Below are 19,711 nucleotides of genomic sequence, written 5' to 3' on the forward strand. Positions count from 1 at the left end.
TATCTCCATCTGCTGTACATGATGTTGCGACCGTTCTTGTTCCAGACGCCTTCGGGGATTTTCCCGCGCTGGCGCCGGGTCTGGAGCGCTCGCAGCGTGATCCCCAGCAGCTCGGCCATCCTTTCCTCCGTTACCTTGTCCATCTCCTGGGCAACGGCTTGTTCCTGCCCGGCGTGTTCATCGCCTGGCGTCTTCCTTTTTGAATGCATGTTGGTCTCCACGCCGCCGGTAGCGGCAGGTTGGTTAAATGTTTCATCGTGCTGCAGGTGCGACTAAAACTGAAGAGAAGCCAGGTGCTTGGCCTGCTGTGGGGGAGTGGTCTACCGAAGAAGATTATTGGCTGATATCATATTGCCTTTAGTTAAATCATAAGCATGGTGGCAATGTGTGGGAAAATATCCTGAAGGAAGTTTCTGATCTTTTGGCAACGGCTGATGCTTATGGGTGTATTTTTCGGGGGCAGCGTGACTCTAATTGGAAGTTAGTGCCTGGCATAGGAAGAATAAATATTTCAAATGACTCTGAAGGCTCGATGTATTTCGACTATCGCACTATGGCGGGGCCTCTTCTCCCTGAAAACTTAGCTCCCTGGTCGTTAGCCATCTCTATGCAGCATCATGGGTTGCCAACACGCTTACTAGACTGGACGGAAAGTTTTGCTGTGGCGCTCTTCTTCGCTTTGCGCGAAGGTGACGGTACGCCATGCGTGTGGGTGCTTGACCCCTATTTGCTAAATAAAATTCAAACAGATAGCTCTGCACTATATTCTATGAGTGATATCAAAGGTGACTATGAGTCACTTTTTATTGATAGGACTGTTACGCATACTGCTACCGTGCTTGCTGCTGCGCCGACTCGCCATCATCCGCGAGCCTTGAGTCAAAAGTCGTTGTTTACTGTGCATTTTGACGCCCATACCCCTCTTGAAGAAATAGTTCCACAGGCTGTGCGGAAAATTATAATTCCTAATGAGGTGATACCGGAGGCTAAACGATTTCTTCTGCTGGCTGGTATTAATGAGTTTACAGTATTTCCTGATTTGGATGGCTTGGCTAGAGAGCTAAGGCGTATTCATCCCAACTGAAGGACGTTAAGGGTTTGAGGTAATCCTGTCAGGCATTTATACTGCTGCAGAGTCTCGCTCCATGAAGAGTTTTTCTGGATTTGTAGACTAATAATTCCTGATAGGCTGGGGCTTCGCAGATATCTCCCGTTTTGCTGCTAGGTCTACAGGAACCGGTTATTGATTTTTTTCGTTCGTACCCATCGGTCTGATATAAAACTTCTCTAGTCTCTCGAGGCGCACACTCAATTTAGCTCAGGATTTCTGAGCATTGAGAGGTGCGTATGATCAGAGATAGGGATAACGGCCAAGGTGGCGAGTCAGATCGTAATGGCGGTCCGTCAACCGGTCCAGACCATGATTCCAAGAGGGCCCGCCCAGAGGATCGTGACGATTACATCGAGAACCGGCCCTTTCGAGGCGGTCAGAGACAGGGCCCGCCGGACCCATCGCGGGCATCCAACGCCGAGCGCTATAGCTATCACAAGCGCCCACTGGAATAATTGCCAAGTCTAAAGGCTCACCGCGTCCAGGTGAGCACTCCTGACTAGAAGCTCAGCCCCGCGCTGGGCTTCTTGCTATTTCAATCTCCGTCTCAGTGATCGGGCGCCGATCATTTTCCACCGGTCGCATTTAAGTGAAATGGATATCTATCTCTCTCTTTAGCGCGCCTACTGGAATAATTAGAGGAGATAAATATGAGATTTCGCGGCGAGAAATTCCGGGCCTGGGTAGACCCAGCGCTTCACCTTCGTCATCACGAGGAAACCCTTGATGACGGCAGGAGTATCGACGTGCAAACCCGACTGTCGCGGACAGGCGAAACGCAGCTCTTTATCGGGGTGTACTCCAAAACCGGGGACCGAATTGTAGAAGAGAGCTATAGCTCCAGACCCAATGAATCAATGATTGGGGCATTGGTCTGGGGAGTGCTCCGGGCGAGAACGTTCGTCGCTGGCGGGTGGGGTTAGATATGCTGCGCATACGATTTGGCTGTGGGAATCGCGAGAACCCTACCGCCATCTGCTGACAGCGTCCCAGGTGAGAATATCGAGCCTCAAGCGCGAAGACCGGGTTGCTCGTTCCTCCGTCAACTGCTTCATCTCTGGCTTTGCAGCTGCAAGCACCTGCATTTGCTACGCAGTCATATCACTTTTACCGCGCGGCCAATGAACTTCACCGGCCCCGTCGGCAACCCGGTAGGCGAGCCGCCGGCTTTTTCCAGGGTCAGCTCGAACAACTGGTTGGCCTCCAGCGGTGGCAGGCTCTGCAGCGGGACGCGATAGGGTTCACCGGGTTTGACCAGGCCCAGCGAAACCGGTGCGCGCCACTGCTCGCCCTTGGTCCAGAACTGCAGGGCCATGCCTTCGGGGACCGCATCCTGGCCCAGCGGGATCAGCTCGATCATGCGGCTGTCGCTGGCCTGCACCACCCAGCCGGCGGCCTGGCTGCTCGGCGCCACCAGCACCACCACGAATTGAGTGCTGGGCGCAGGTCTCGTCAACAAGGCAAACGCCAGCAGCACGCTTGCAGCAAGCCCCACGGCACTAAACCCCTGCCACAGGCCGAGGCGTTGCCACACGCGGGCATGCTGTTGTGTGGAAGGGGGTGCCAGTTCGTTCAGGCTGCGCTGGATACGGCCCCACAGGCGCGCACTCGGCGGCTGCGGCTCAGCCAGCGTGGTCAGATCCAGCAGGCGTGCCTCCCAGGCATCCACGGCGGCGCGCAAGGACGGATCGCGGCTCAAGCGCTCGGTCATTGCGGCGTGTTGCGCCGGCGACAAGGTCCCCAGTACGAACTCGCCGGCGAGGGTGTCCAATTCTTCGGCAGTATCCGGCTTCATTCCAGGCACTCCCGCAACGCTTTGAGGCTGCGCTTGATCCAGGCCTTGACGGTACCCAATGGCGCACCCAACAGCCCGGCGATTTCGGCATGGCTGCAGCCGTCCACATAGGCGTGCAGGATGCAGCGCTGCGGTGCGGGCTGCAGTTGTTCGAGGCAATGGTAGATTTTCGCCGACCCTGACCAGAGATCAATGTCATCAAGGCCCCCATGCAACGCAGGCGCCACATCGATATCGGCTTCGTCCAGCACGGTTTCTCGGCGGGTATCGCGGATCGAATTCAGTGCCAGGTGGCGGGTGATGCTGTAGATCCAGCCCCGAGCCGAGCCGCGCGCCGGGTCGAAGCTGGCGGCGCGGGTCCAGATGCGGATCATCGCATCGTGGACGATGTCTTCTGCGCTGGCGTCGTCACGCGCGATGCGCCGGGCAACGCCCAGCAGGCGCGCGCCTTCGTGATCGTAGAGCGCCTGCAGGGCGCGGCGCTCGCCCTGTGCACAGGCCTGCAGGCAGCGGTGGAAGTCGAAGGGGGCGACAGGCGAGTTCAACGTGTGCGGCTTCCTTGGGTCATGCAAGGTACCCCGGCCATCCAGCCGGGGGCTTGCCAACGAGCGTAGATGAACGATTGCGAGGTGTCTGCTCAAGTGAGATTTACTTGGCGGTCCAGAACACATAGTCGGCCTGGTACTGGACGACTTGCCTGGCACCTTTGTTCTGTGCCGTGCAGTCGCTTGCCGGCGCCACGCCACCGCGGGTGGCCAGGCGCTGGATATAGCTGACCCCCTGCATGGCGCCTTTGCCTTCGGCCGGGTTGGCCTTGACCAGTTGATAGGGCAGGGCGCCTTTGTCCGCCGGCGCCACTGCCAGCTGGGTGCCGGTGACTTTCGAGCCATCCTTGGCCTGCCAGGTGGCGGGTGGGCCGAAGTAGTCGCCCACCGGTTTGCCGGCACGGTCATTGAGCACGGCCTTGGGGCCAACGAAGGTCCATTCGGTCTGGCCGGGGGTATTGGCCTTGTCACGGCACTCGTAGGTGATCTCGCCGACGCCGACGGTCTCGAGCATGACGCTATGGCCATCGGGGACCTTGACCGCGTCTGGCAGCGCGGACTGGGCGTGTGCGGGCTGCAGCGCCAAGGCGAGGCCGCAGGCGAGCAGGCAGGCGGAGGATTTGAGGTTCATGGGCAGTGCTCCTGACAGGTCATTTGGCTGGGCAGTCAAAGGCCGCCCATTCAGCAATACCCGCCAGCGGCCGGATTGGATGCACTGATATGAAAAATAACTGTGCCGTGGCCACGATCGTGTCCCAGGAAGTGGTGTAACTGAACCAGCCTTTGGCGCTGATTTGAAGTGGCGGATTGCAACACTTGGTTCGTTGAACCACAGCCCACCTTTGCACGGTTGGCGCATCAAAGGGCTGGTGAGAGCAGACGAGCATCCACGGCAACCGGTGCATGGCAGCACGAAGCATCCCTAGGTCGCGCCCTGGACCGTCAGACAGCCGAATGACGTCCTGGGCTGCTGGGGGGGCTAAGCGACGATGCGGCGGCGCGGGACGTGCAGCAAGAGCAGAGCCTGTGCTACCGACCGCCAATTGCGCTGTTTCGACTTACTTCGATGGCGGCATTTTGCTACATTGCACGCCGCAATTTTCCAAGGATTGAAGCCCAAAATGAAACACATGTTTTTGCTGGCAGTCATCACTGCTGCTGCCACTACGAGCGGCTGTGTTGTCCAAAGCACCTATAGCAAAACGATTGCTGTAACCAAGGACGCCGAAGGGAAGGTGGTGCAGACCGTCGAAACTGAAACTGTCGTCCAGCCGGCCCAAGGCTATCCAATGCGCCTGCAGCTCATCAAAGGCATTCAGCCGAATTGATAACTGCTACTTTTAGAGAGCCCGCCTAGAGCGGGCTTTTCTATGCCTGCAGAAAACATATCGCTTCCCAGCCCGCCAGTGCTTGGCCTGCCGCTACGCTTGCAGCTGCTTACAGACCCTGTACCTCAGGAGTGAGACATGCTCAGTTTCCACCCGCCAGCAGCCACTGACCGTTTTCCAGGACGAAGATGTCCTGCTGCTGCATGCTCTGCTGTGGCAACGTCAGCGTAGCCGTGACCTGGGCTCTATTGCCTGGTAGGGGTTGTACCTTGCACACCTTAATGTCTTGTACATGTTGGTGCATCTGGACGAACGTGGCGCACAGCTGTTGATCGGTGGTTTTCAGTGTTGCAATCAACGCGTCCCACTGGCTGAGGGATCGCATCTCATCACAGTCGGTAGACTGCCAGAACGTGCTGAAGGCCTGCGCAGCGGCTTGCCCATCGAAAGCAGGCTGTTGAGGTTGCTGTGCTGGCTGCGCGCTGTTTGCGGCCATCGTCACATAATTCATGAGGCTGGCGCTGCGCGCTTGAAGATAGGGTGTGAGTTGCCCTTGGTGTTTGGTGGGCGCGAAGAACTTGAGCAGCTCCTCTGCCTGGCTGAATACGAATGCTTGCTTGAAGCGATTGTCACGAGGAAAACCTTGTGCATTGGCAGCCATGTCATCGACGTGCATCGAGGCAATGTTCAACGCCACGCAGTACTCCACGTCCTCTGCCGCTGAGGCTCGGCTTAGCCCGGATGCGCAGTCATCAACCGCCGTGTCCATGCCTGCCACCCCAGAATCGCGATAACTATCGACGGCTTTCTGTGCGGCAGCCATGAGCATGATGTCATCTTCCGACGGCTGTGCTACCGCGACGGTGGCCAAAAAGGGCAACGCCAGGGCGGCGAGCAAAGTCATTTTCACGGGATCTTCCTTGATGGCAAAAAAGTGGCCAGATGCTACGAATTTTTCCTGTCGAAAGCGAGAGTGGGGCCGCACTCTCTCATTGGGCCCGTTGGCGGCCCCCCCGAACACGTCGATCAATTGCCGCTGCCAGCGTCCTCGCACTGTAGCGGCCAGGTGCCTGGGCATCCAACTAGGATCTGGCCAAAGTATCGGCTCGCCGGGGCATGGCCCTGGCACTTGGCTGCGCCCTTGCGTGTACCTCGGTCTCGCGGGCGGCCAGCGACAGCACAGTTGCGCTGAAAGCACCATAAGGCACCGCCTCCAGGCCACTTGGCGGCATGTGGACGTGCACTTGGTGGCGGCGCTGCTGAATGAGTTTGTTGATGCGTTTCATGGCGGCACACCTCGATTGGCGTGTTCAACGTCGGGTGACAAGGCCCGAGCACCAGTAGGCGCCTGTTTGCGCACACTGTGGTCCATGCCCGACCAGCGGGTTTAGCCGTGTCGGCGACATGCACGCAGCGTCTGGCGCCCATAGCAAACCGGCATAACAATCCGGCGGGGCGGGGCTAACCTTTCCAATCGTAAGCTGACTATTAAAAAGGGTGGTTGCTGTCCGTCACTGTCCAGGGTTTCCTGATGGGGTGATCGGAGGTTGTATGAAGCGCTCGATGAAACCCCTGTTGGCGCTGGCCGCCGCGCTGTTGCTGGGCGGTTGTGCCCATGACCCTGACCTGCGCGCCAGTCACGACAATACCTTTGGCTCCACCGCGAAGAGCCCGCCTGACTATCTGCGCTGCGTGAAATCCGAACTGCCCGACTCGACGAAAACCTATACGGTGCAGAACCAGGACGCCCTCGAGCTGTTTGTCGAGAGCACCGACCCGAGCAAGGCCGATGGCCTGGTCAAGGTCACAGGTTCCGGCGGGCAGCATCAATACTCCGCCTACCAGCGTGATGCCTGGTACGACCACGGGCGTTTGCTCGATGCCGCGCAGATGTGCGCGCGGACCTAGGGCAGATCAGGACCAGGGGCATGGCAAGAAAGCGGATGCGCACAAGCGGTGCGGTGGGTAGAGTGCGCAGACTGTTACCTGACCGGAGCCTGCCATGCCCTGCGCCTTCACTTTGATGCACTCGCCCGTCGGCACGCTGACGCTGGTGGCCCGCGGTGCATGCCTGGCCGCAGTGCTGTGGGAGCAGGAGCGGGCCAACCGGGTGCGCCTGGGTGAACTGCAGCGCGATGACCAGCACCCGGTCTTGCGCGAAACGGCCCGCCAACTCGGTGAATACTTCGCCGGCCAGCGCCGCACCTTCGACCTGGCGCTGGATTTTGCCGGCACCGCGTTCCAGCGCCAGGTGTGGGCGGCGTTGCTGAGCATCCCCTTCGGCGAGACCCGCAGTTACAGCGATATCGCCCGGCAGATCGGCAACCCCGAGGCAGTGCGGGCGGTGGGGGCGGCCAACGGGCGTAACCCCATCTCGATCATCGCCCCGTGCCACCGGGTAATTGGCGCTTCGGGGAGCCTGACGGGCTTCGCCGGCGGCTTGCCGGCCAAGCAGTACCTGCTGGCCTTGGAAGGGCGCCAGAGCCTGGCGCTGGATTTCCAGTAACCGCCGTCAACTCAGCCAGGCACACAGCAACGCCAGCAACAGGGCCAACAGGCTGCCGCTGAACAGGGCGTAGTGACGGTGGGCGCGCCGGGCATGCTGCTCGACTTCGCGCAGGTACTGGCCTGGCGGCGGTGCGTCCGGGCGATGACGCAGGTCTTCGGCGATGTTTGCCAGCCCCCCCTGGATCAGCAGCCCCACCAGGTAGTAGCTGGTGGCATAGCTGGCCAGCGTCAATAACAGGTATTTCATGCCGCAGGTACTTCGGGCGTGGCACAGGTGTTCACGAATGCATCCATCCTTGGCGTCGGTTCGGGCGCGCAGGATACTAGCGGGCAGATCGCCTTCGCTAGCAGGAAGGTGCTGATTCCAAGGACGGAAGACCCTGATGACTTACACCGCGACCATTCCAAGCGACTCGTTGATCAGCGCCCACGCTGCCGAGGCTGGGTTCCGCCATTGCCGGGCGATCAGCCTGGCGCAACCGGCACAACCAGCCATGGCGCTGGTCCTGCGGCTGATGGCCGGCATGCCCGGCTGGATCGATGCGCTGATGGTGCTGCGCAACCGCTTGGTGGCGCTGGTCGGCCTCAAGGACCTGGGCCGGCTCACGGCCATCGACCCCGCACGCCCGGCCGCCAGCTACCAGCCCGGCGAGCGCGTGGGCATTTTCACCCTGCTGGCCAATACCGAGGACGAAGTGCTGCTGGTTGACCGCGACCGCCACCTGGATGTGTACATTGCGCTGAGCCGCCGCCCAGCAGCCGACGGCCAGTGCCAGGTGCTGGTGAGCACCGTGGTGCGCACCCACAACCTGCTGGGCCGGCTGTACATGTTGCCGGTGGCGCCGTTTCACCGGCTGATTGCACCGATCGCCCTGCGCCGCCTGCGCGGTTGAGGCTCAGGCGTGCGGCGGCGGGGCAAAGCGTTGGCGGAACCAATCACTGAGCATGGCCTTCTCGGCATACAGGCGGTCGCTGCTGCCTTGGCGCCCCGGGCGGCTCAGGTACATCTTGTCGCTGAGGTGCTCCGCCGCCTGGCGCGCAGGCTGGCCGGGCTGGCTCAGGGTATAGCTGAGGTCGATGCTCGGCCAGGTGATCTCACGCATGAAGCGCACATCGTAGGCCTGGCTGTGCCAGGGCTCGTAACGCCCGGCCAGGTCGATGTCGCGGATGTCGATTACCAGTTGCTGGCCAGGTTGCAGGTAACGTTGGCCGAGCTTGCGCAAATGTTCGGTCAGCGCCTTGATCACCTGCGGGTCGGCGCCACGCTCATAACCTTGGCTGTCGAGGCTGGCATCGCGGAAGTTTTCCGGGTGATCGAAACGCACCTCGACCTGGGCGGCCGGGGTACCCTGTGCCATGCTGTCAAATGCCAGCACCATCAGTACGGCACAGGCCAGGGTGGTACGCATGATGCACCTCCGGGTGTGGATGGCTTGCCCAACCATTTTACGCCGGTGCCGGGGCCGTAGCAGAGGAACGATGCAATGAGCCGCTTCAGGCGGATAGCCGTCAATACCTGCGGGCGCGACCTGGCCGTGGGTGATATCCACGGGCACTTTCAGCGCTTGCAACAGTGCCTGGATGGCGTCGGCTTCAACCCGGCGGTCGACCGCCTGTTCAGTGTCGGCGACCTGGTCGACCGCGGGCCGCACAGTGCGCAGGCACTCGACTGGTTGAGCCAGCCCTGGTTCCACGCGGTGCAGGGCAACCACGAAAGCCTGGCGATAAACTACCTGCGCGGTGGCCGGCTTGACCTGGACATGTACCGCGCGGCGGGCGGTGGTTGGTTCCTCGACTTGCCAGAGGACCAGCAGCGGCCTTTTGTCGATGCGTTCCTTGAAATGCCTATCGCCCTGGAAGTGCAGACCCATGACGGAGCGGTCGGCCTGCTGCACGCCGACAGCCCCTTCGCGCGCTGGGAGGATTTGCGCGCGAGCCTGTTGGATGACGACGATCCGCGCATACGTGAAGTGTGCCAATGGTCACGGCGGCGCCTGAAGGAAGGCGACGACGCCAGGGTCGAAGGGCTGCGCGCGCTGCTGGTTGGGCATACGCCGGTGCTCAAGGTCAAGGTGCTGGGCAATGTCTGGCACCTGGATACCGGCGGTTGGAGCAGTGGCTGCTTCAGCTTGCTGGACCTCGCCACGCTTGAGGTGGTCAGCCCCATGCCAGATGAACCAGCACAGCGACAGCAAGGGCCATCAGCATCCCCCCCGAGGCCCGCTCCAGCCAGGGCAGGGCTTGGGCAAAGCGGCGCAGTACCCGACGATTGCCAATAGCCAGCGCCACCAGCAGGTCCCAGGCCAGCACCGCAGTGAACATCCAGCCGGCGTACAGCCCTTTGAGCACGACGCTGCTGCTGCCGATCATGCTCGCCAGGCTGGCATAGAACAGCGCGTTCTTCGGGTTGAGGATGCCTGAGGCGAAGCCCATGCCCAAACTGCCCAGCCAACCCCTGGCCGCCTGCCCGGTGGTCGTTGCGGCAGGTGTCAGGCTGCTGTGCCCGGCATGGCGCAAGAACAACGCACCGATGTACAGCAGGTAGGCGCAACCGGCCAGTTGCAGGGCCACGAACATCGCGCTGCCCGCGTGCAGCACCGCCACCCCGGCGAACGCTGCGCCGATGAACACGCCGTTGGCCAGGGCGATGCCCAGGCAGGCGCCACTGGCCACCCGCCAACCTGCGCTGGCCGAGGTGCGGGCCACCAGGAAAAAGTCCGGGCCAGGCGAGAGCAGGGCAAGAAAATGGGCGGTGGCGACGAGCAGGAACTGTTCCATCAAGCGGGTTTCCGTGTGGGAAAACCACAGTCTGTGCAGGTGCCGGCCGGGCGTATTGAAGATTATTGCAACCCGCCACGGTAGGCGCCGGGCGTCACCCCGGCATGGGCCTTGAACACCCGCTGGAAGTGGCTCTGGTCGGCGAACCCCAGCCGATAGGCGACCTCCGCCAGCGCACAGCCCTGGCGCAACAGCAACCGCGCCTGGTTGACCCGGGCATTGAGCAGGTAACTGTGCGGGGTCATCCCGGTGGCCGCGGCGAACGCGCGGATCAGTTGATAGCGCCCCAGCCCGGCCTGCCGGGCCAGGCGGTCGAGGCTGAGTTCGGCCAAACCCTGCTCGTCGAGGCAGGCGACCAGCTCACCCAACATCGACGGGGCCAGCGCCGGGGCCGGTGGCAAGGTGGGCAGGGTACTGAAGTCATGGTCGCCGATGAATGCCACCAGCGCCGCTTCCTTCTCCAGTGGAGAAACCTTCGAGAACAGCAGGTCGTTCAACGCACAGAACTGCCGGTACAGCGCCGGCGAGCGGGTGATGCGCGCCGGGGCCAGCGGCTCACCCGCCGCCACACCGGACTCCAGGCGCAGGCAGCGCAGCCAGTCGGCGTCCAGGTGCAGCATCTGGTAGCTCCAGGCCTTGCCGGGCTCGGGGTTGCAGGCGTGCACCCGTTGCGCCGGCACCAGCACCAGAGTGCCGGGCGTCAGCCGCACCACGCCTTTGCCGGCGCCGGTGAAGTGGCTGTAGCCGACATCCACCGCACCGATGGAGAAGCTTGGGTGGCTGTGCGCCTTGTAACAGGCGCGGCTATGGCAGGCGCGGCGGCTTTCGACAAAGGGCAGCGCCGAGTCATGCCAGATTTCACTGCGCAGGGAGGGCATGGCAGGCCGCCTGGTGGTCACGTGGGAGCAGGCAGTCTACTCACTGCTGACTGTTCCGGCCATTCGCCGTATCACTGTGCTTGACGTGCGGGCAGGCCGGGCGCGAACCTGCTGCGGTCCTTGAAGGAGAACAAGAATGGACCTGTCGAGCCTGCTGCTGTTTATCCCCGCCTGTTTCGCCCTGAACATGGCGCCGGGGCCCAACAACCTGTTGTCGCTGCACAATGCCAGCCGCTATGGCCTGCGCATCGCTTGCGTAGCCGGGGCCGGCCGGCTGCTGGCGTTCAGCGGCATGATCGCGCTGGCGGCCATGGGCCTGGCGGTGGTGCTGCATACCAGCGAATACCTGTTCCTGGCGATCAAGGTGCTGGGCGCCGGCTACCTGTTCTATATCGCCTGGCAGCTGTGGCGCGCGCCGGTGGGCGAGGCGCGGGTGGCGGGGGAGCAGCCGCGTGGCACCTGGAAGCTGGCGCGCCAGGAGTTTTGGGTGGCTGCCGGCAATCCTAAGGCGATTCTTATCTTCACCGCCTTCCTGCCGCAGTTCGTGACGGTGGGCGGCAACATGCCGGTGAGCGAGCAGTTCCTGCATTTGGGGGTGCTGTTCCTGCTGCTGGAGTGGGCGGCCATCGCCATCTATGCCGGGCTCGGCGCTTACCTGCAGCGCTGGTTCGAACGCCCAGGGCCACGGCGCGTGTTCAACCGGGTCAGTGCTTCGCTGCTGGGTTGTGCGGGGCTCGGGTTGCTGGCGGCAAGGCGCTAGGTTTTATACGAAAAGTGCGGTCATCCAGCGTTGTGGGAGCGGGCTTGCCCCGCGATCTGTTGCAACGAGGCAGCAAAGCCTGAATTCGCGGCGTCTTTGACACTAGTTGATATCGGGTGCAGGAACACTTCGCACTCCATCGCGGGGCAAGCCCGCTCCCACAAAACTTTCGTACAGAGCCTAAAACTGCCAGCGCAGGCCCAGGTTCACACCGCTGGCCTGCTGCTGGCGGCTGTCCAGGTTGGTGCTGTATTGCAGGCCTGCATGCAGGCTCAGCGTCGAACCCAGGCGTGCCGCCAGCCCGCCTTCGAGTTGCAGCGCGGTGTAGCGGTAGTCGGTGTCTATCCGGTCCACGCCGTTGAAGGTCAAGGTGTCGGCACCGCCGTTGGCATGCCACAGGTTGACCTGGGCAAAGGGCTGCAGCAGCACCCTGTCTGTGGCAGGGAACAGCCCCTCCAGGCGCAGGCCAAGGCGCCCAAGCCATTCCACCTGGGCGTCATGGCTGACCCGCGAGGCCCGGTCGCTGGCGCTGTCCAGGCTCACCCGCTGGGCGATCAGCTGAGCTTGCGGCTCCAGGCTCCACTGCGCGCTCAGCGCCAAGGGGTAGCCGCCTTGCAGTGAGGCGGCCCAGGCATGGCCATCGAGGTCGAGCCTGTCACCACGGTCGGAGCGGGCACGGCCATCGAGGTGGGTGTACTGCAGCACCAGGTCCACATAGCCCCGGGCCGGCCCCACCCAGGTCCAGTAGGCGCCCAGGCTGTTGCCCTCCAGTTCAAGGTTGCCCACCGGGCGGTCTTCGCGGCCCAGGGCGAAGCCGCGGACATCGCCGTCCAGGCGGGCATGGCCCAGGTACAGGCCGGCGTGCTGTTGGTGGCCGTCGTCCGTGGCCCGGGCATACAGGTCCTGGCCCACCGTGAAACCGTAAAGGTTACCGTCCAGGGTCGGGGTCACAGTACCGCTCCATTGCTGACGAAGGGCGCTACCGTAGGCCTGGCCCCAGCTTGCAGGCGGCGTGGCTGCGGCGTCGAGCCACTGTTTATCATCCTGGCGCTGATCAACGGTGCCCAGGGCCTGGCGCACGATGATCGCGGCGCCGCGCGGTGCTGCTGCGTAAACCGCCACTTCCGGGCGGTACAGGGGGATGACCCGCCCGGCCACCGGAGCGGGCAGCTCGGCCTGGCCAGGGGCGGGCGCGGCTACCGGCGGCGTGCTTGACGGCTCCACACCAGGCGCCGGGGCGGGGGGCGCGACCAGGGTTGAGCGCAGGTACCAGTTGTTCTCGCTGCCGGCGCTGATGCCGCCCTTGAACAGGCGATAGTCGTAGGCGCCGGCCGACAGGATCTGGGTCTGGATGAAGGCATTGGCATTGCCGCTGGCGCCGTCGCGTGCCTCGACCACCTGGATGCCATTGCCCTGGGTGGCCGCGCCCGTGCCACCGAGGTTGCTGACCAAAAGCCCGGTCGAGCCACTTATGCCACCCTGGCTGATCACCAGCCGGTCCGAGGCGGCGTCGTCCTGGCCGAGTACGCTGTTCAGGCGCAGCACACCGTTGTCGCCGTTGTAGTCGCCGATCACCATTAGCCGGCCTGCGCCGTCGTTGCCCGCGCTCAAGTCAATCGTACCGGCGTTGTTCAGCCCCACACGCTGGTCGCTGGCGAAAGCCGATACCGTGCCTTGGCGCGAGGCCAAGGTGCTGCCGGCAGCAATCTGCAGGGTACCGGTGGCACTGCCGGCATCCCCGAGCAGCAGCGTGTCGTCGAGCTCGAAACGGCTGCCGCCGGCAAGCTCGATCCGCTCCCAGTTGAGGTAGCGGGCGCCACCTCTGGCCTGGCTGGCGAACAAGGTCAAGTCATCGCTGCCACTGCCACCGTCCAGCGGGATGACCAGGGCGTCACTGGCCAGGCCCTGGAGCTGCGCCGTGTCGTTGCCAGGGCCCATGTCCACCCGCGTGCCGATCCGCCCGCCGGTCCAGCTGAAGCGGTCGTTGCCGGTGCTCATCAGCACGCTGCCCGCAACCTGGCCGCCGTGGATCAGCACCTGGTCATCGCCCCCGCTGACGCTGATATTGCCGCCCACGCTGCCGCTGAAAACCTCCACATGGTCCTTGTCGAAGCCGGTGACGATATTCCGGTCGATGCTGCCAGCGCGCAGGATGAAGGTGTTCTCGTCCAGGCGCATGTTGACGTTGCCGATACGCCCGCCGTCCATCTGGGCGAAGTCACCGCTGTCGAAACTGCCCTTGATCCAGCCGCCGGTCATCTGGAAGCGGTCCAGGCCATCGCCCTGATTGAGATCGCCCTCGATGATGCCGCCGCTCATGGTGAAGGTATCGATGCCGGCGCCCTGATTGACGTCGCCGCCGATTAGGCCCGAGGCCATGTCGATGGCGTCCTGGCCGGCACCGAAGGTCACGTTGCCGCTGATGGTGCCGCTGCCGCCGGCGGGTAGCAGCAGGCTGTTGTTGCCACCGGTGTCGAGCAGCGAAGCGGCGCTGCCGCTGTCGCAGACATAGCTGTCATTGCCTGGCCCAGGGTTGAAGCTGCAGGCTGCCTGGGCCTGGGCAAGCAGCAACAGGGGCAAGGGCGCCAGTGCCAGCAACAGCCGCATGTGCATCGCCTGGGCCTCCGTTGTGCACAGAGCCCGCACGGCGCAAGCGCGATGTGCGGGGTTACCCGCGATGTACTGCGTTCAGGAGGAGGGACGCAACTGGCAAAACTGTCAGGTGGCCAAGGGCCGCCATCGGCTCAGTCGCGGTAGAACGTCTGCACCAGGTGGTAGCCGAACTTGCTCTTGATCGGCCCGTGCACCACCCGCAAGGGCTTCTTGAAGATCACCTGGTCGATGGCGCCGACCAGTTGCCCGGGGCGTATTTCGCCCAGGTCGCCGCCACGCTTGCCGGAAGGGCAGGTAGAGAATTTCTTCGCCAGCACGTCGAAGGCTTCACCATTGGCGATGCGCTGCTTGAGCTTCTCGGCTTCGTCAGCGGTCTTGACCAGGATATGGCGGGCTTGGGCTTTCATGGGGGTACCTGTGCTTCGGGGCGAAAAAGGCCGCCATTATGCCTGATCGCGCAGCTCCGCGCGGTCACGGAACTGCGCCAGTGCCTCGGGGTTGGCCAGGGCATCGGTGTTGTTGACCGCCAGCCCATGCACCACATTGCGGATCGCCAGTTCCACCAGCTTGCCGCTGAGGGTTCGTGGGATGTCGCTCACCTGGGCGATCACCGCCGGGACGTGGCGCGGGCTGGTGTACTGGCGGATGACCTCGCGGATGCGCTGGCGCAAGGCGTCATCCAGCTGCAGGCCATCGCGCAGGCGCACGAACAGCACCACGCGCACATCGTCGTGCCAGTCCTGGCCGATGGCCACGCATTCCAGCACCTGCTCAACCTTTTCCACTTGCCGGTAGATCTCGGCCGTGCCAATGCGCACGCCACCGGGGTTGAGCACCGCATCCGAGCGGCCGTGGATCACCAGGCCGCCGCCGGCGCGCTGCTCGGCGTAGTCGCCCTGGCACCAGGCGCGGTCGAACTGGCTGAAGTAGGCGTCGTGGTAGCGGCTGCCATCGTCGTCGCCCCAGAACCCCAGGGGCATCGACGGGAACGCCTGTGTACACACCAGCTCGCCTTTCTCGTCGATCACCGGCTGCCCCTGCGCATTCCACACCTGCACCGCCATGCCCAGGCCGGGCCCGGCGATCAGGCCACGGCGTACCGGCAGCAGCGGGTTGCCGAGTACGAAGCAGGAGACGATGTCGGTGCCGCCGGACATCGAGGCCAGGCACACATCCGCCTTGAACTTGGCATAGACGAAGTCGTAGCTGTGCGGCGACAGCGCCGAGCCTGTGCACAACAGGAGCCTCAGGGTATCGAGGCGGTGGCTTTTCATCGGCTCGCAACCGGCCTGCTCCAGGGCTGCGAGGTACTTGGGGCTGGTGCCGAAGGCGTGGATACCTTCGCTATCAATCAGGTCGAGTAGCCGCTCCGGGCCGGGGTGGAAGGGCGATCCGTCATACAGCACCAAGGTGGCGCCCACCGCGAGGCCCGAGACCAGCCAGTTCCACATCATCCAGCCACAGGTGGAGTAGTAGAACAGCACGTCGTCGGCTTTCAGATCATTGTGCAGGCCGTGCTCCTTGAGGTGTTGCAGCAGTACGCCGCCGGCCCGGTGGACGATGCACTTGGGCACACCGGTGGTGCCGCTGGAATAGAGGATGTACAGCGGGTGATCGAAGGGCAGGGCGACGAAGGTCGGGCTGCCGCCGGGCTGGAAGAAATCATCCCACAGGGTGACCTGGGGTCCGTTGAACTCTTCGCTGCGGGTCTGCTGTCGGGTGTAGGGCACTACCAGCAGGTGTTCCAGTTGCGGCAGCTGGGCGACGACCTGGTTGATCTTGTCGACCTGGTCCACGGTTTTGCCGGCGTAGGTATAGCCCGCGCAGGCAATCAGCAGTTTTGGCGCGATCTGCCCGAAGCGGTCGATGATGCCGTGGGTGCCGAACTCCGGAGAACAGCTGGACCATACCGCTCCAAGGCTGCTGGCGGCGAGCATCGCTATCAGGGTTTCCCAGGTATTGGGCATCACCGCGCCAATGCGGTCGCCCGGCACGATGCCGGCCTGGCGCAAGGCCCGTTGCATCCCGGCCACCTGGGCGGCCAACTGGTTGTGGGTCAGGCTGTGGCGACTGCCGTCCTCACGCACGGCGACCACGGCGGGGCGATCATCGCGGCGTTGCAGCAGGTGTTCGGCGAAGTTCAGGGTGGCGCCGACGAACCAGCGGGCATCGCGCAGATGCGGGCCCTCGATCAGCACCTGGCTTGCGGGTGTATGCCAGCGCACGTGGAAGTATTCACTGAGCGTCTGCCAGAACGCTGCGCGGTGCTCGATGCTCCAGCGGTGCAGGGCGGCATAATCGTCGAGCTGCAGGTTGAAGCGCAGGTTGACCCGGCGGCGCATGGCTTCCATGCGGCTGGCTTCGATCTGCGAGGTGGAGGGGCGCCAGAGTATGTCGTTCATGCCGCAACCCTCGCTGCAGTGATGGCGTTGTCGTGGGGCAAGCCCGCCGCGAAAGCGGGCTTGCCGACGCTGGCGGTTACTCCACTTTAGCCGTTTGTACGTCCGGCGAGGCCGACCATACCCGGTAACGCACTTCGACACCCTTGGGCACGTAGACCACCACCGGTAGCTTGCTGTTGTAGCGCAGCATGAAGCCTTCACCGACAACGGGTACGAAGGCGTCGCTTTTCTTGTTGTCCGGGCAGGCCATCAAGGTGCTGGCCGGGCCGCTGACCTTGTCCAGGCGGTAGTAGTTGTAGCCCCAGCCTTGCAGCGTGTGCTCTTCGAGCTTGCCGCCAAGGCGCTGGCGGTTGCAGTCCACCTTCAGCGTCTTGCCGGCGAGGATTTCCAGCTGGTAGGCCGATTCATCGGCCTGGGCCGGCAGGTGGATCACCTGCCGGGTGAAGCCTTTTTCCGCCTCGGGGTAGGGCGCGACGTCCTTCAGGCTGGCGGCCATCGCCGGGGCGGCGGCAGCCAGGGTCAGGGACAGTAACGCGGTGAGTCGAGCTTGGCGCATAAGGCCTCCTTGCAGATAAACGAATGCAAGACCGTGCCAGGCTCAACGCCCGCCCTCACTGGGCGAGCCAGCCACCATCGACGTTCCAGGCGGCGCCGCGAACCTGGCTGCCGGCCTCGCTGCACAGGAACAATACCAGCTCACCGAGGTGGCGGGGTGTGACGAAGGCCAGCGAAGGCTGTTTCTCGGCCAGCAGATCGTGCTGTGCCTGCTGTGGATCGCCGCCGTTGGCGGCACGCTCGTCGATCTGTTTCTGTACCAGCGGGGTCAGCACCCAGCCGGGGCAGATGGCATTGCAGGTGACGTTGCTGGTGGCGGTTTCCAGGCCGATCACCTTGGTCAGCCCGACCACGCCGTGCTTGGCGGCCACATAGGCAGCCTTGCCGGTGGAACCCACCAGGCCGTGCACCGAGGCAATGTTGATGATCCGCCCCCAACCCCGCGCGCGCATGCCCGGCAGCACCAGGCGGCTGCCATGGAACACCGCCGACAGGTTCAGCGCGATGATCTTGTCCCAGGCCTCGACCGGGAACTGCTCCACCGGCGCCACGTGCTGGATGCCGGCGTTGTTGACCAGGATGTCGAGCGCACCGAACTCGCGCTCGGCAAAGGCGAACATCTGCTCGATCTGTGCCACATCGGACAGGTCGGCCGGGTGGTGTGCAACCTTCACCCCGTGCTGCCTGATCTGGGCGATGGCCGCTGCCGGGTCGCCAAAGCCGTTGAGCAGGATATTCGCGCCGGCCTCTGCCAGTACCTGGGCGATGCCCAGCCCGATACCGCTGGTGGAGCCGGTGACCAGTGCGGTCTTGCCTTTGAGCGTCATGCAGTTCTCCTTAGACGATGCCGGTGGCGTAGAACGTGGCGATGACCACGAACACGGCCAGGGTCTTGATCAGGGTAATACCGAAAATGTCCTTGTACGCTTCACGGTGAGTCAGCCCGGTGACCGCCAGCAGGGTGATCACCGCGCCGTTGTGCGGCAGGGTGTCCATGCCGCCGCTGGCCATGGCGGCCACCCGGTGCAGCACTTCCAGCGGGATATTGGCGGCGTTGGCGGCGGCGATGAAGCTGTCGCTCATGGCCGCCAGGGCGATGCTCATGCCACCCGACGCAGAGCCGGTGATGCCGGCCAGCAGGGTCACGGTGATGGCTTCGTTGACCAGCGGGTTGGGGATGCCGCGCAGGGCGTCGGCCAGCACCAAAAAGCCCGGCAGCGACGCGATCACTGCGCCAAAACCGTATTCCGAGGCGGTGTTCATGGCCGCCAGCAGGGCCCCGCCGACCGCGCTCTTGGTGCCTTCGGCCAGGCGCTGGCGAATGGTGCCGAAGGCGCACACCAGCACCATCAGGATGCCCACCAGCAAGGCCGCCTGCACGGCCCAGATCGCCGTGAGCTTGGCCACATCGCTCTGCACCGGTGCGGCCATGCCCGGCAGTTGCAGGGTATGGCTGGCGCCGTACCAGTGTGGGATCCAGTGGGTGAACAGCAGGTTCATCACCCCCACCAGCAGCAACGGCGACAACGCCAGCCAAGGGTTGGGCAGGCTGATGTCGTCGGCGGTCTCCGGTTCGTTGCGCAGGTTGCTGCCATAGCCTTCACCCTTGCGCTGGGCCTTGTTGCGCTGGCGTTGCAGGTAGAGCATGCCGGCGCTGAACACGAACAGCGTGCCGATCAGGCCCAGCCATGGCGCGGCCCAGGCGGTGGTGTTGAAGAAGGTGCTGGGGATGATGTTCTGGATCTGCGGGGTGCCGGGCAGGGCGTCCATGGTGAACGAGAACGCACCCAGGGCAATGGTTGCCGGGATCAGGCGCTTGGGGATGTCGCTTTGCCGGAACATCTCGGCGGCGAACGGGTACACCGCGAACACCACCACGAATAGCGACACGCCGCCGTAGGTGAGCAGGGCGCAGACCAGCACGATCACCAGCATTGCCTGGCGCGTGCCGAGCAGGCGAATGGCAGCGGCGACGATCGAACGCGAGAAGCCCGACAGCTCGATCAGCTTGCCGAACACCGCGCCCAGCAGGAACACCGGGAAATACAGCTTGATGAAGCCGACCATCTTCTCCATGAACACCCCGGTGAAGGCGGGCGCCACGGCGGCGGGGTCGGTGAGCAGCACGGCGCCAAGGGCGGCGATAGGGGCGAACAGGATCACGCTGTAACCGCGATAGGCGGCCACCATCAGCAGGGCCAGGGCAGCGAGGGCGATGAGCACGGTCATCGTGGGGGGATCTCCAACTGTTGTTTTTATGGTTGGAAATGCGGATAGCGGGAATCGTGCCAGTTTGTTAAGTCATTGATTTATATGCAGAAAGATAGATACGCTAAATTATCAGTCTCTATCTTGAGACATTGCTGCGTGGGGGGGGGGGGGGGGGGGGGGGGGGGGGGGAGAAAGAGGAAGAGAAAGAAGGGAGGGGAGGGAGGTAG

General features: G+C 63.4%; 22 protein-coding genes and 1 pseudogene. 8 read left to right on the forward strand and 15 right to left on the reverse strand.

From position 1 onward, the window contains the following. The first annotated feature begins 385 nt into the window (after positions 1 to 385). Positions 386 to 1,084, forward strand: a complete 699-nt coding sequence (locus ACO6VM_RS01335) for an FRG domain-containing protein (RefSeq protein WP_401059174.1) — start codon at positions 386 to 388, stop codon at positions 1,082 to 1,084. Between the two features lie 677 nt (positions 1,085 to 1,761). Next, the gene (locus ACO6VM_RS01340) at positions 1,762 to 2,034 is read left to right on the forward strand and encodes a hypothetical protein (RefSeq protein ID WP_401059176.1); all 273 of its coding nucleotides are present in this window, start codon (positions 1,762 to 1,764) and stop codon (positions 2,032 to 2,034) included. 173 nt (positions 2,035 to 2,207) lie between these two features. Here ACO6VM_RS01340 and ACO6VM_RS01345 read toward each other — a convergent pair whose 3' ends face one another. From ACO6VM_RS01345 to ACO6VM_RS01355, 3 genes are all read right to left on the reverse strand, one after another. Beyond that, entirely contained in the window at positions 2,208 to 2,906 is a 699-nt protein-coding gene (locus ACO6VM_RS01345; protein WP_401059177.1) for an anti-sigma factor, read from the reverse strand. Continuing rightward, the gene (locus ACO6VM_RS01350; RefSeq protein ID WP_401059178.1) at positions 2,903 to 3,451 is read right to left on the reverse strand and encodes a sigma-70 family RNA polymerase sigma factor; all 549 of its coding nucleotides are present in this window, start codon (positions 3,449 to 3,451) and stop codon (positions 2,903 to 2,905) included. The genes ACO6VM_RS01345 and ACO6VM_RS01350 overlap by 4 nt, the downstream gene beginning before the upstream one ends. Positions 3,452 to 3,554: 103 nt before the next feature. After that, a complete protein-coding gene (locus ACO6VM_RS01355) occupies positions 3,555 to 4,082 on the reverse strand; it encodes a DUF3455 domain-containing protein (RefSeq protein WP_401059180.1) in 528 nt (175 codons plus the stop codon). A 499-nt stretch (positions 4,083 to 4,581) separates the two neighbouring features. Between ACO6VM_RS01355 and ACO6VM_RS01360 the strand changes: the two genes are divergently transcribed. Next, entirely contained in the window at positions 4,582 to 4,779 is a 198-nt protein-coding gene (locus ACO6VM_RS01360) for a hypothetical protein (RefSeq protein WP_401059270.1), read from the forward strand. A gap of 142 nt (positions 4,780 to 4,921) precedes the next feature. Here the strand turns inward: ACO6VM_RS01360 and ACO6VM_RS01365 are convergent, their stop codons facing one another. Next, complete coding sequence (locus ACO6VM_RS01365) at positions 4,922 to 5,689, reverse strand: hypothetical protein (RefSeq protein WP_422402657.1); 768 nt, start codon at positions 5,687 to 5,689, stop codon at positions 4,922 to 4,924. Between the two features lie 172 nt (positions 5,690 to 5,861). After that, on the reverse strand, positions 5,862 to 6,065 hold the full coding sequence (locus ACO6VM_RS01370) for a hypothetical protein (protein WP_401059182.1): 204 nt from the start codon (positions 6,063 to 6,065) through the stop codon (positions 5,862 to 5,864). Between the two features lie 277 nt (positions 6,066 to 6,342). Between ACO6VM_RS01370 and ACO6VM_RS01375 the strand changes: the two genes are divergently transcribed. Both ACO6VM_RS01375 and ACO6VM_RS01380 read left to right on the forward strand, forming a co-directional pair. Beyond that, the gene (locus ACO6VM_RS01375) at positions 6,343 to 6,687 is read left to right on the forward strand and encodes a hypothetical protein (protein ID WP_401059184.1); all 345 of its coding nucleotides are present in this window, start codon (positions 6,343 to 6,345) and stop codon (positions 6,685 to 6,687) included. 94 nt (positions 6,688 to 6,781) lie between these two features. Further along, positions 6,782 to 7,285, forward strand: coding sequence for a methylated-DNA--[protein]-cysteine S-methyltransferase (locus ACO6VM_RS01380; protein ID WP_401059185.1), 504 nt, complete (start codon positions 6,782 to 6,784; stop codon positions 7,283 to 7,285). A gap of 6 nt (positions 7,286 to 7,291) precedes the next feature. On the opposite strand, the gene ACO6VM_RS01385 is transcribed toward ACO6VM_RS01380, so the two are convergent. Beyond that, on the reverse strand, positions 7,292 to 7,534 hold the full coding sequence (locus ACO6VM_RS01385; RefSeq protein ID WP_125464155.1) for a hypothetical protein: 243 nt from the start codon (positions 7,532 to 7,534) through the stop codon (positions 7,292 to 7,294). Between the two features lie 136 nt (positions 7,535 to 7,670). Here ACO6VM_RS01385 and ACO6VM_RS01390 point away from each other — a divergent pair, with 136 nt between their 5' ends. Next, complete coding sequence (locus ACO6VM_RS01390) at positions 7,671 to 8,180, forward strand: DUF2867 domain-containing protein (RefSeq protein WP_401059187.1); 510 nt, start codon at positions 7,671 to 7,673, stop codon at positions 8,178 to 8,180. A gap of 3 nt (positions 8,181 to 8,183) precedes the next feature. On the opposite strand, the gene ACO6VM_RS01395 is transcribed toward ACO6VM_RS01390, so the two are convergent. Further along, positions 8,184 to 8,696 (reverse strand): DUF3016 domain-containing protein, encoded by a 513-nt coding sequence (locus tag ACO6VM_RS01395; RefSeq protein ID WP_401059189.1) that lies wholly within the window; start codon positions 8,694 to 8,696, stop codon positions 8,184 to 8,186. 75 nt (positions 8,697 to 8,771) lie between these two features. Between ACO6VM_RS01395 and ACO6VM_RS01400 the strand changes: the two are divergent. After that, a pseudogene (locus ACO6VM_RS01400) lies at positions 8,772 to 9,338 on the forward strand (metallophosphoesterase); the annotation flags it as partial. A gap of 106 nt (positions 9,339 to 9,444) precedes the next feature. On the opposite strand, the gene ACO6VM_RS01405 reads toward ACO6VM_RS01400, so the two are convergent. Together ACO6VM_RS01405 and ACO6VM_RS01410 are read right to left on the reverse strand one after the other, a co-directional pair. Continuing rightward, positions 9,445 to 10,065, reverse strand: coding sequence for a LysE family translocator (locus ACO6VM_RS01405; RefSeq protein ID WP_401059191.1), 621 nt, complete (start codon positions 10,063 to 10,065; stop codon positions 9,445 to 9,447). 62 nt (positions 10,066 to 10,127) lie between these two features. After that, positions 10,128 to 10,943, reverse strand: a complete 816-nt coding sequence (locus ACO6VM_RS01410; protein ID WP_401059193.1) for a helix-turn-helix transcriptional regulator — start codon at positions 10,941 to 10,943, stop codon at positions 10,128 to 10,130. A gap of 136 nt (positions 10,944 to 11,079) precedes the next feature. On the opposite strand from ACO6VM_RS01410, the gene ACO6VM_RS01415 reads away from it, so the two are divergent. Further along, positions 11,080 to 11,703, forward strand: a complete 624-nt coding sequence (locus ACO6VM_RS01415) for a LysE family translocator (RefSeq protein ID WP_401059195.1) — start codon at positions 11,080 to 11,082, stop codon at positions 11,701 to 11,703. Positions 11,704 to 11,883: 180 nt separating this feature from the next. On the opposite strand, the gene ACO6VM_RS01420 is transcribed toward ACO6VM_RS01415, so the two are convergent. From ACO6VM_RS01420 to ACO6VM_RS01445, 6 genes are all read right to left on the reverse strand, one after another. Further along, positions 11,884 to 14,316 (reverse strand): autotransporter outer membrane beta-barrel domain-containing protein, encoded by a 2,433-nt coding sequence (locus tag ACO6VM_RS01420; protein ID WP_422402658.1) that lies wholly within the window; start codon positions 14,314 to 14,316, stop codon positions 11,884 to 11,886. 131 nt (positions 14,317 to 14,447) lie between these two features. Further along, positions 14,448 to 14,723: a peptidylprolyl isomerase gene (locus ACO6VM_RS01425; RefSeq protein WP_110994954.1), complete on the reverse strand. Its 276-nt coding sequence runs from the start codon at positions 14,721 to 14,723 to the stop codon at positions 14,448 to 14,450. Between the two features lie 36 nt (positions 14,724 to 14,759). Next, entirely contained in the window at positions 14,760 to 16,718 is a 1,959-nt protein-coding gene (locus ACO6VM_RS01430; RefSeq protein ID WP_401059198.1) for an acetoacetate--CoA ligase, read from the reverse strand. Positions 16,719 to 16,794: 76 nt separating this feature from the next. Next, positions 16,795 to 17,274: a serine protease inhibitor ecotin gene (gene eco / locus ACO6VM_RS01435; RefSeq protein WP_401059200.1), complete on the reverse strand. Its 480-nt coding sequence runs from the start codon at positions 17,272 to 17,274 to the stop codon at positions 16,795 to 16,797. 55 nt (positions 17,275 to 17,329) lie between these two features. Beyond that, entirely contained in the window at positions 17,330 to 18,100 is a 771-nt protein-coding gene (hbdH, locus tag ACO6VM_RS01440) for a 3-hydroxybutyrate dehydrogenase (protein WP_125858683.1), read from the reverse strand. A gap of 10 nt (positions 18,101 to 18,110) precedes the next feature. Further along, positions 18,111 to 19,502 carry a GntP family permease gene (locus ACO6VM_RS01445; protein WP_401059202.1) on the reverse strand — a complete coding sequence of 464 codons (1,392 nt, stop codon included), beginning with the start codon at positions 19,500 to 19,502 and terminating at the stop codon, positions 18,111 to 18,113. Positions 19,503 to 19,711 lie beyond the last annotated feature (209 nt).

This window comes from Pseudomonas sp. GZD-209 (genome assembly GCF_049310485.1).
Taxonomy (GTDB): domain Bacteria; phylum Pseudomonadota; class Gammaproteobacteria; order Pseudomonadales; family Pseudomonadaceae; genus Aquipseudomonas; species Aquipseudomonas sichuanensis.

Coding starts and splice junctions, on each gene's coding strand:
- ACO6VM_RS01375 (WP_401059184.1), top strand. CDS start 6,343: ATGAAACCCCTGTTGGCGCTGGCCGCCGCGCTGTTGCTGGGCGGTTGT.
- ACO6VM_RS01420 (WP_422402658.1), bottom strand. CDS start 14,316: ATGCACATGCGGCTGTTGCTGGCACTGGCGCCCTTGCCCCTGTTGCTG.
- ACO6VM_RS01360 (WP_401059270.1), top strand. CDS start 4,582: ATGTTTTTGCTGGCAGTCATCACTGCTGCTGCCACTACGAGCGGCTGT.
- ACO6VM_RS01425 (WP_110994954.1), bottom strand. CDS start 14,723: ATGAAAGCCCAAGCCCGCCATATCCTGGTCAAGACCGCTGACGAAGCC.
- ACO6VM_RS01380 (WP_401059185.1), top strand. CDS start 6,782: ATGCCCTGCGCCTTCACTTTGATGCACTCGCCCGTCGGCACGCTGACG.
- ACO6VM_RS01345 (WP_401059177.1), bottom strand. CDS start 2,906: ATGAAGCCGGATACTGCCGAAGAATTGGACACCCTCGCCGGCGAGTTC.
- ACO6VM_RS01355 (WP_401059180.1), bottom strand. CDS start 4,082: ATGAACCTCAAATCCTCCGCCTGCCTGCTCGCCTGCGGCCTCGCCTTG.
- ACO6VM_RS01415 (WP_401059195.1), top strand. CDS start 11,080: ATGGACCTGTCGAGCCTGCTGCTGTTTATCCCCGCCTGTTTCGCCCTG.
- ACO6VM_RS01385 (WP_125464155.1), bottom strand. CDS start 7,534: ATGAAATACCTGTTATTGACGCTGGCCAGCTATGCCACCAGCTACTAC.
- ACO6VM_RS01395 (WP_401059189.1), bottom strand. CDS start 8,696: ATGCGTACCACCCTGGCCTGTGCCGTACTGATGGTGCTGGCATTTGAC.
- ACO6VM_RS01445 (WP_401059202.1), bottom strand. CDS start 19,502: ATGACCGTGCTCATCGCCCTCGCTGCCCTGGCCCTGCTGATGGTGGCC.
- ACO6VM_RS01340 (WP_401059176.1), top strand. CDS start 1,762: ATGAGATTTCGCGGCGAGAAATTCCGGGCCTGGGTAGACCCAGCGCTT.
- eco (WP_401059200.1), bottom strand. CDS start 17,274: ATGCGCCAAGCTCGACTCACCGCGTTACTGTCCCTGACCCTGGCTGCC.
- ACO6VM_RS01390 (WP_401059187.1), top strand. CDS start 7,671: ATGACTTACACCGCGACCATTCCAAGCGACTCGTTGATCAGCGCCCAC.
- ACO6VM_RS01405 (WP_401059191.1), bottom strand. CDS start 10,065: ATGGAACAGTTCCTGCTCGTCGCCACCGCCCATTTTCTTGCCCTGCTC.
- hbdH (WP_125858683.1), bottom strand. CDS start 18,100: ATGACGCTCAAAGGCAAGACCGCACTGGTCACCGGCTCCACCAGCGGT.
- ACO6VM_RS01430 (WP_401059198.1), bottom strand. CDS start 16,718: ATGAACGACATACTCTGGCGCCCCTCCACCTCGCAGATCGAAGCCAGC.
- ACO6VM_RS01410 (WP_401059193.1), bottom strand. CDS start 10,943: ATGCCCTCCCTGCGCAGTGAAATCTGGCATGACTCGGCGCTGCCCTTT.
- ACO6VM_RS01370 (WP_401059182.1), bottom strand. CDS start 6,065: ATGAAACGCATCAACAAACTCATTCAGCAGCGCCGCCACCAAGTGCAC.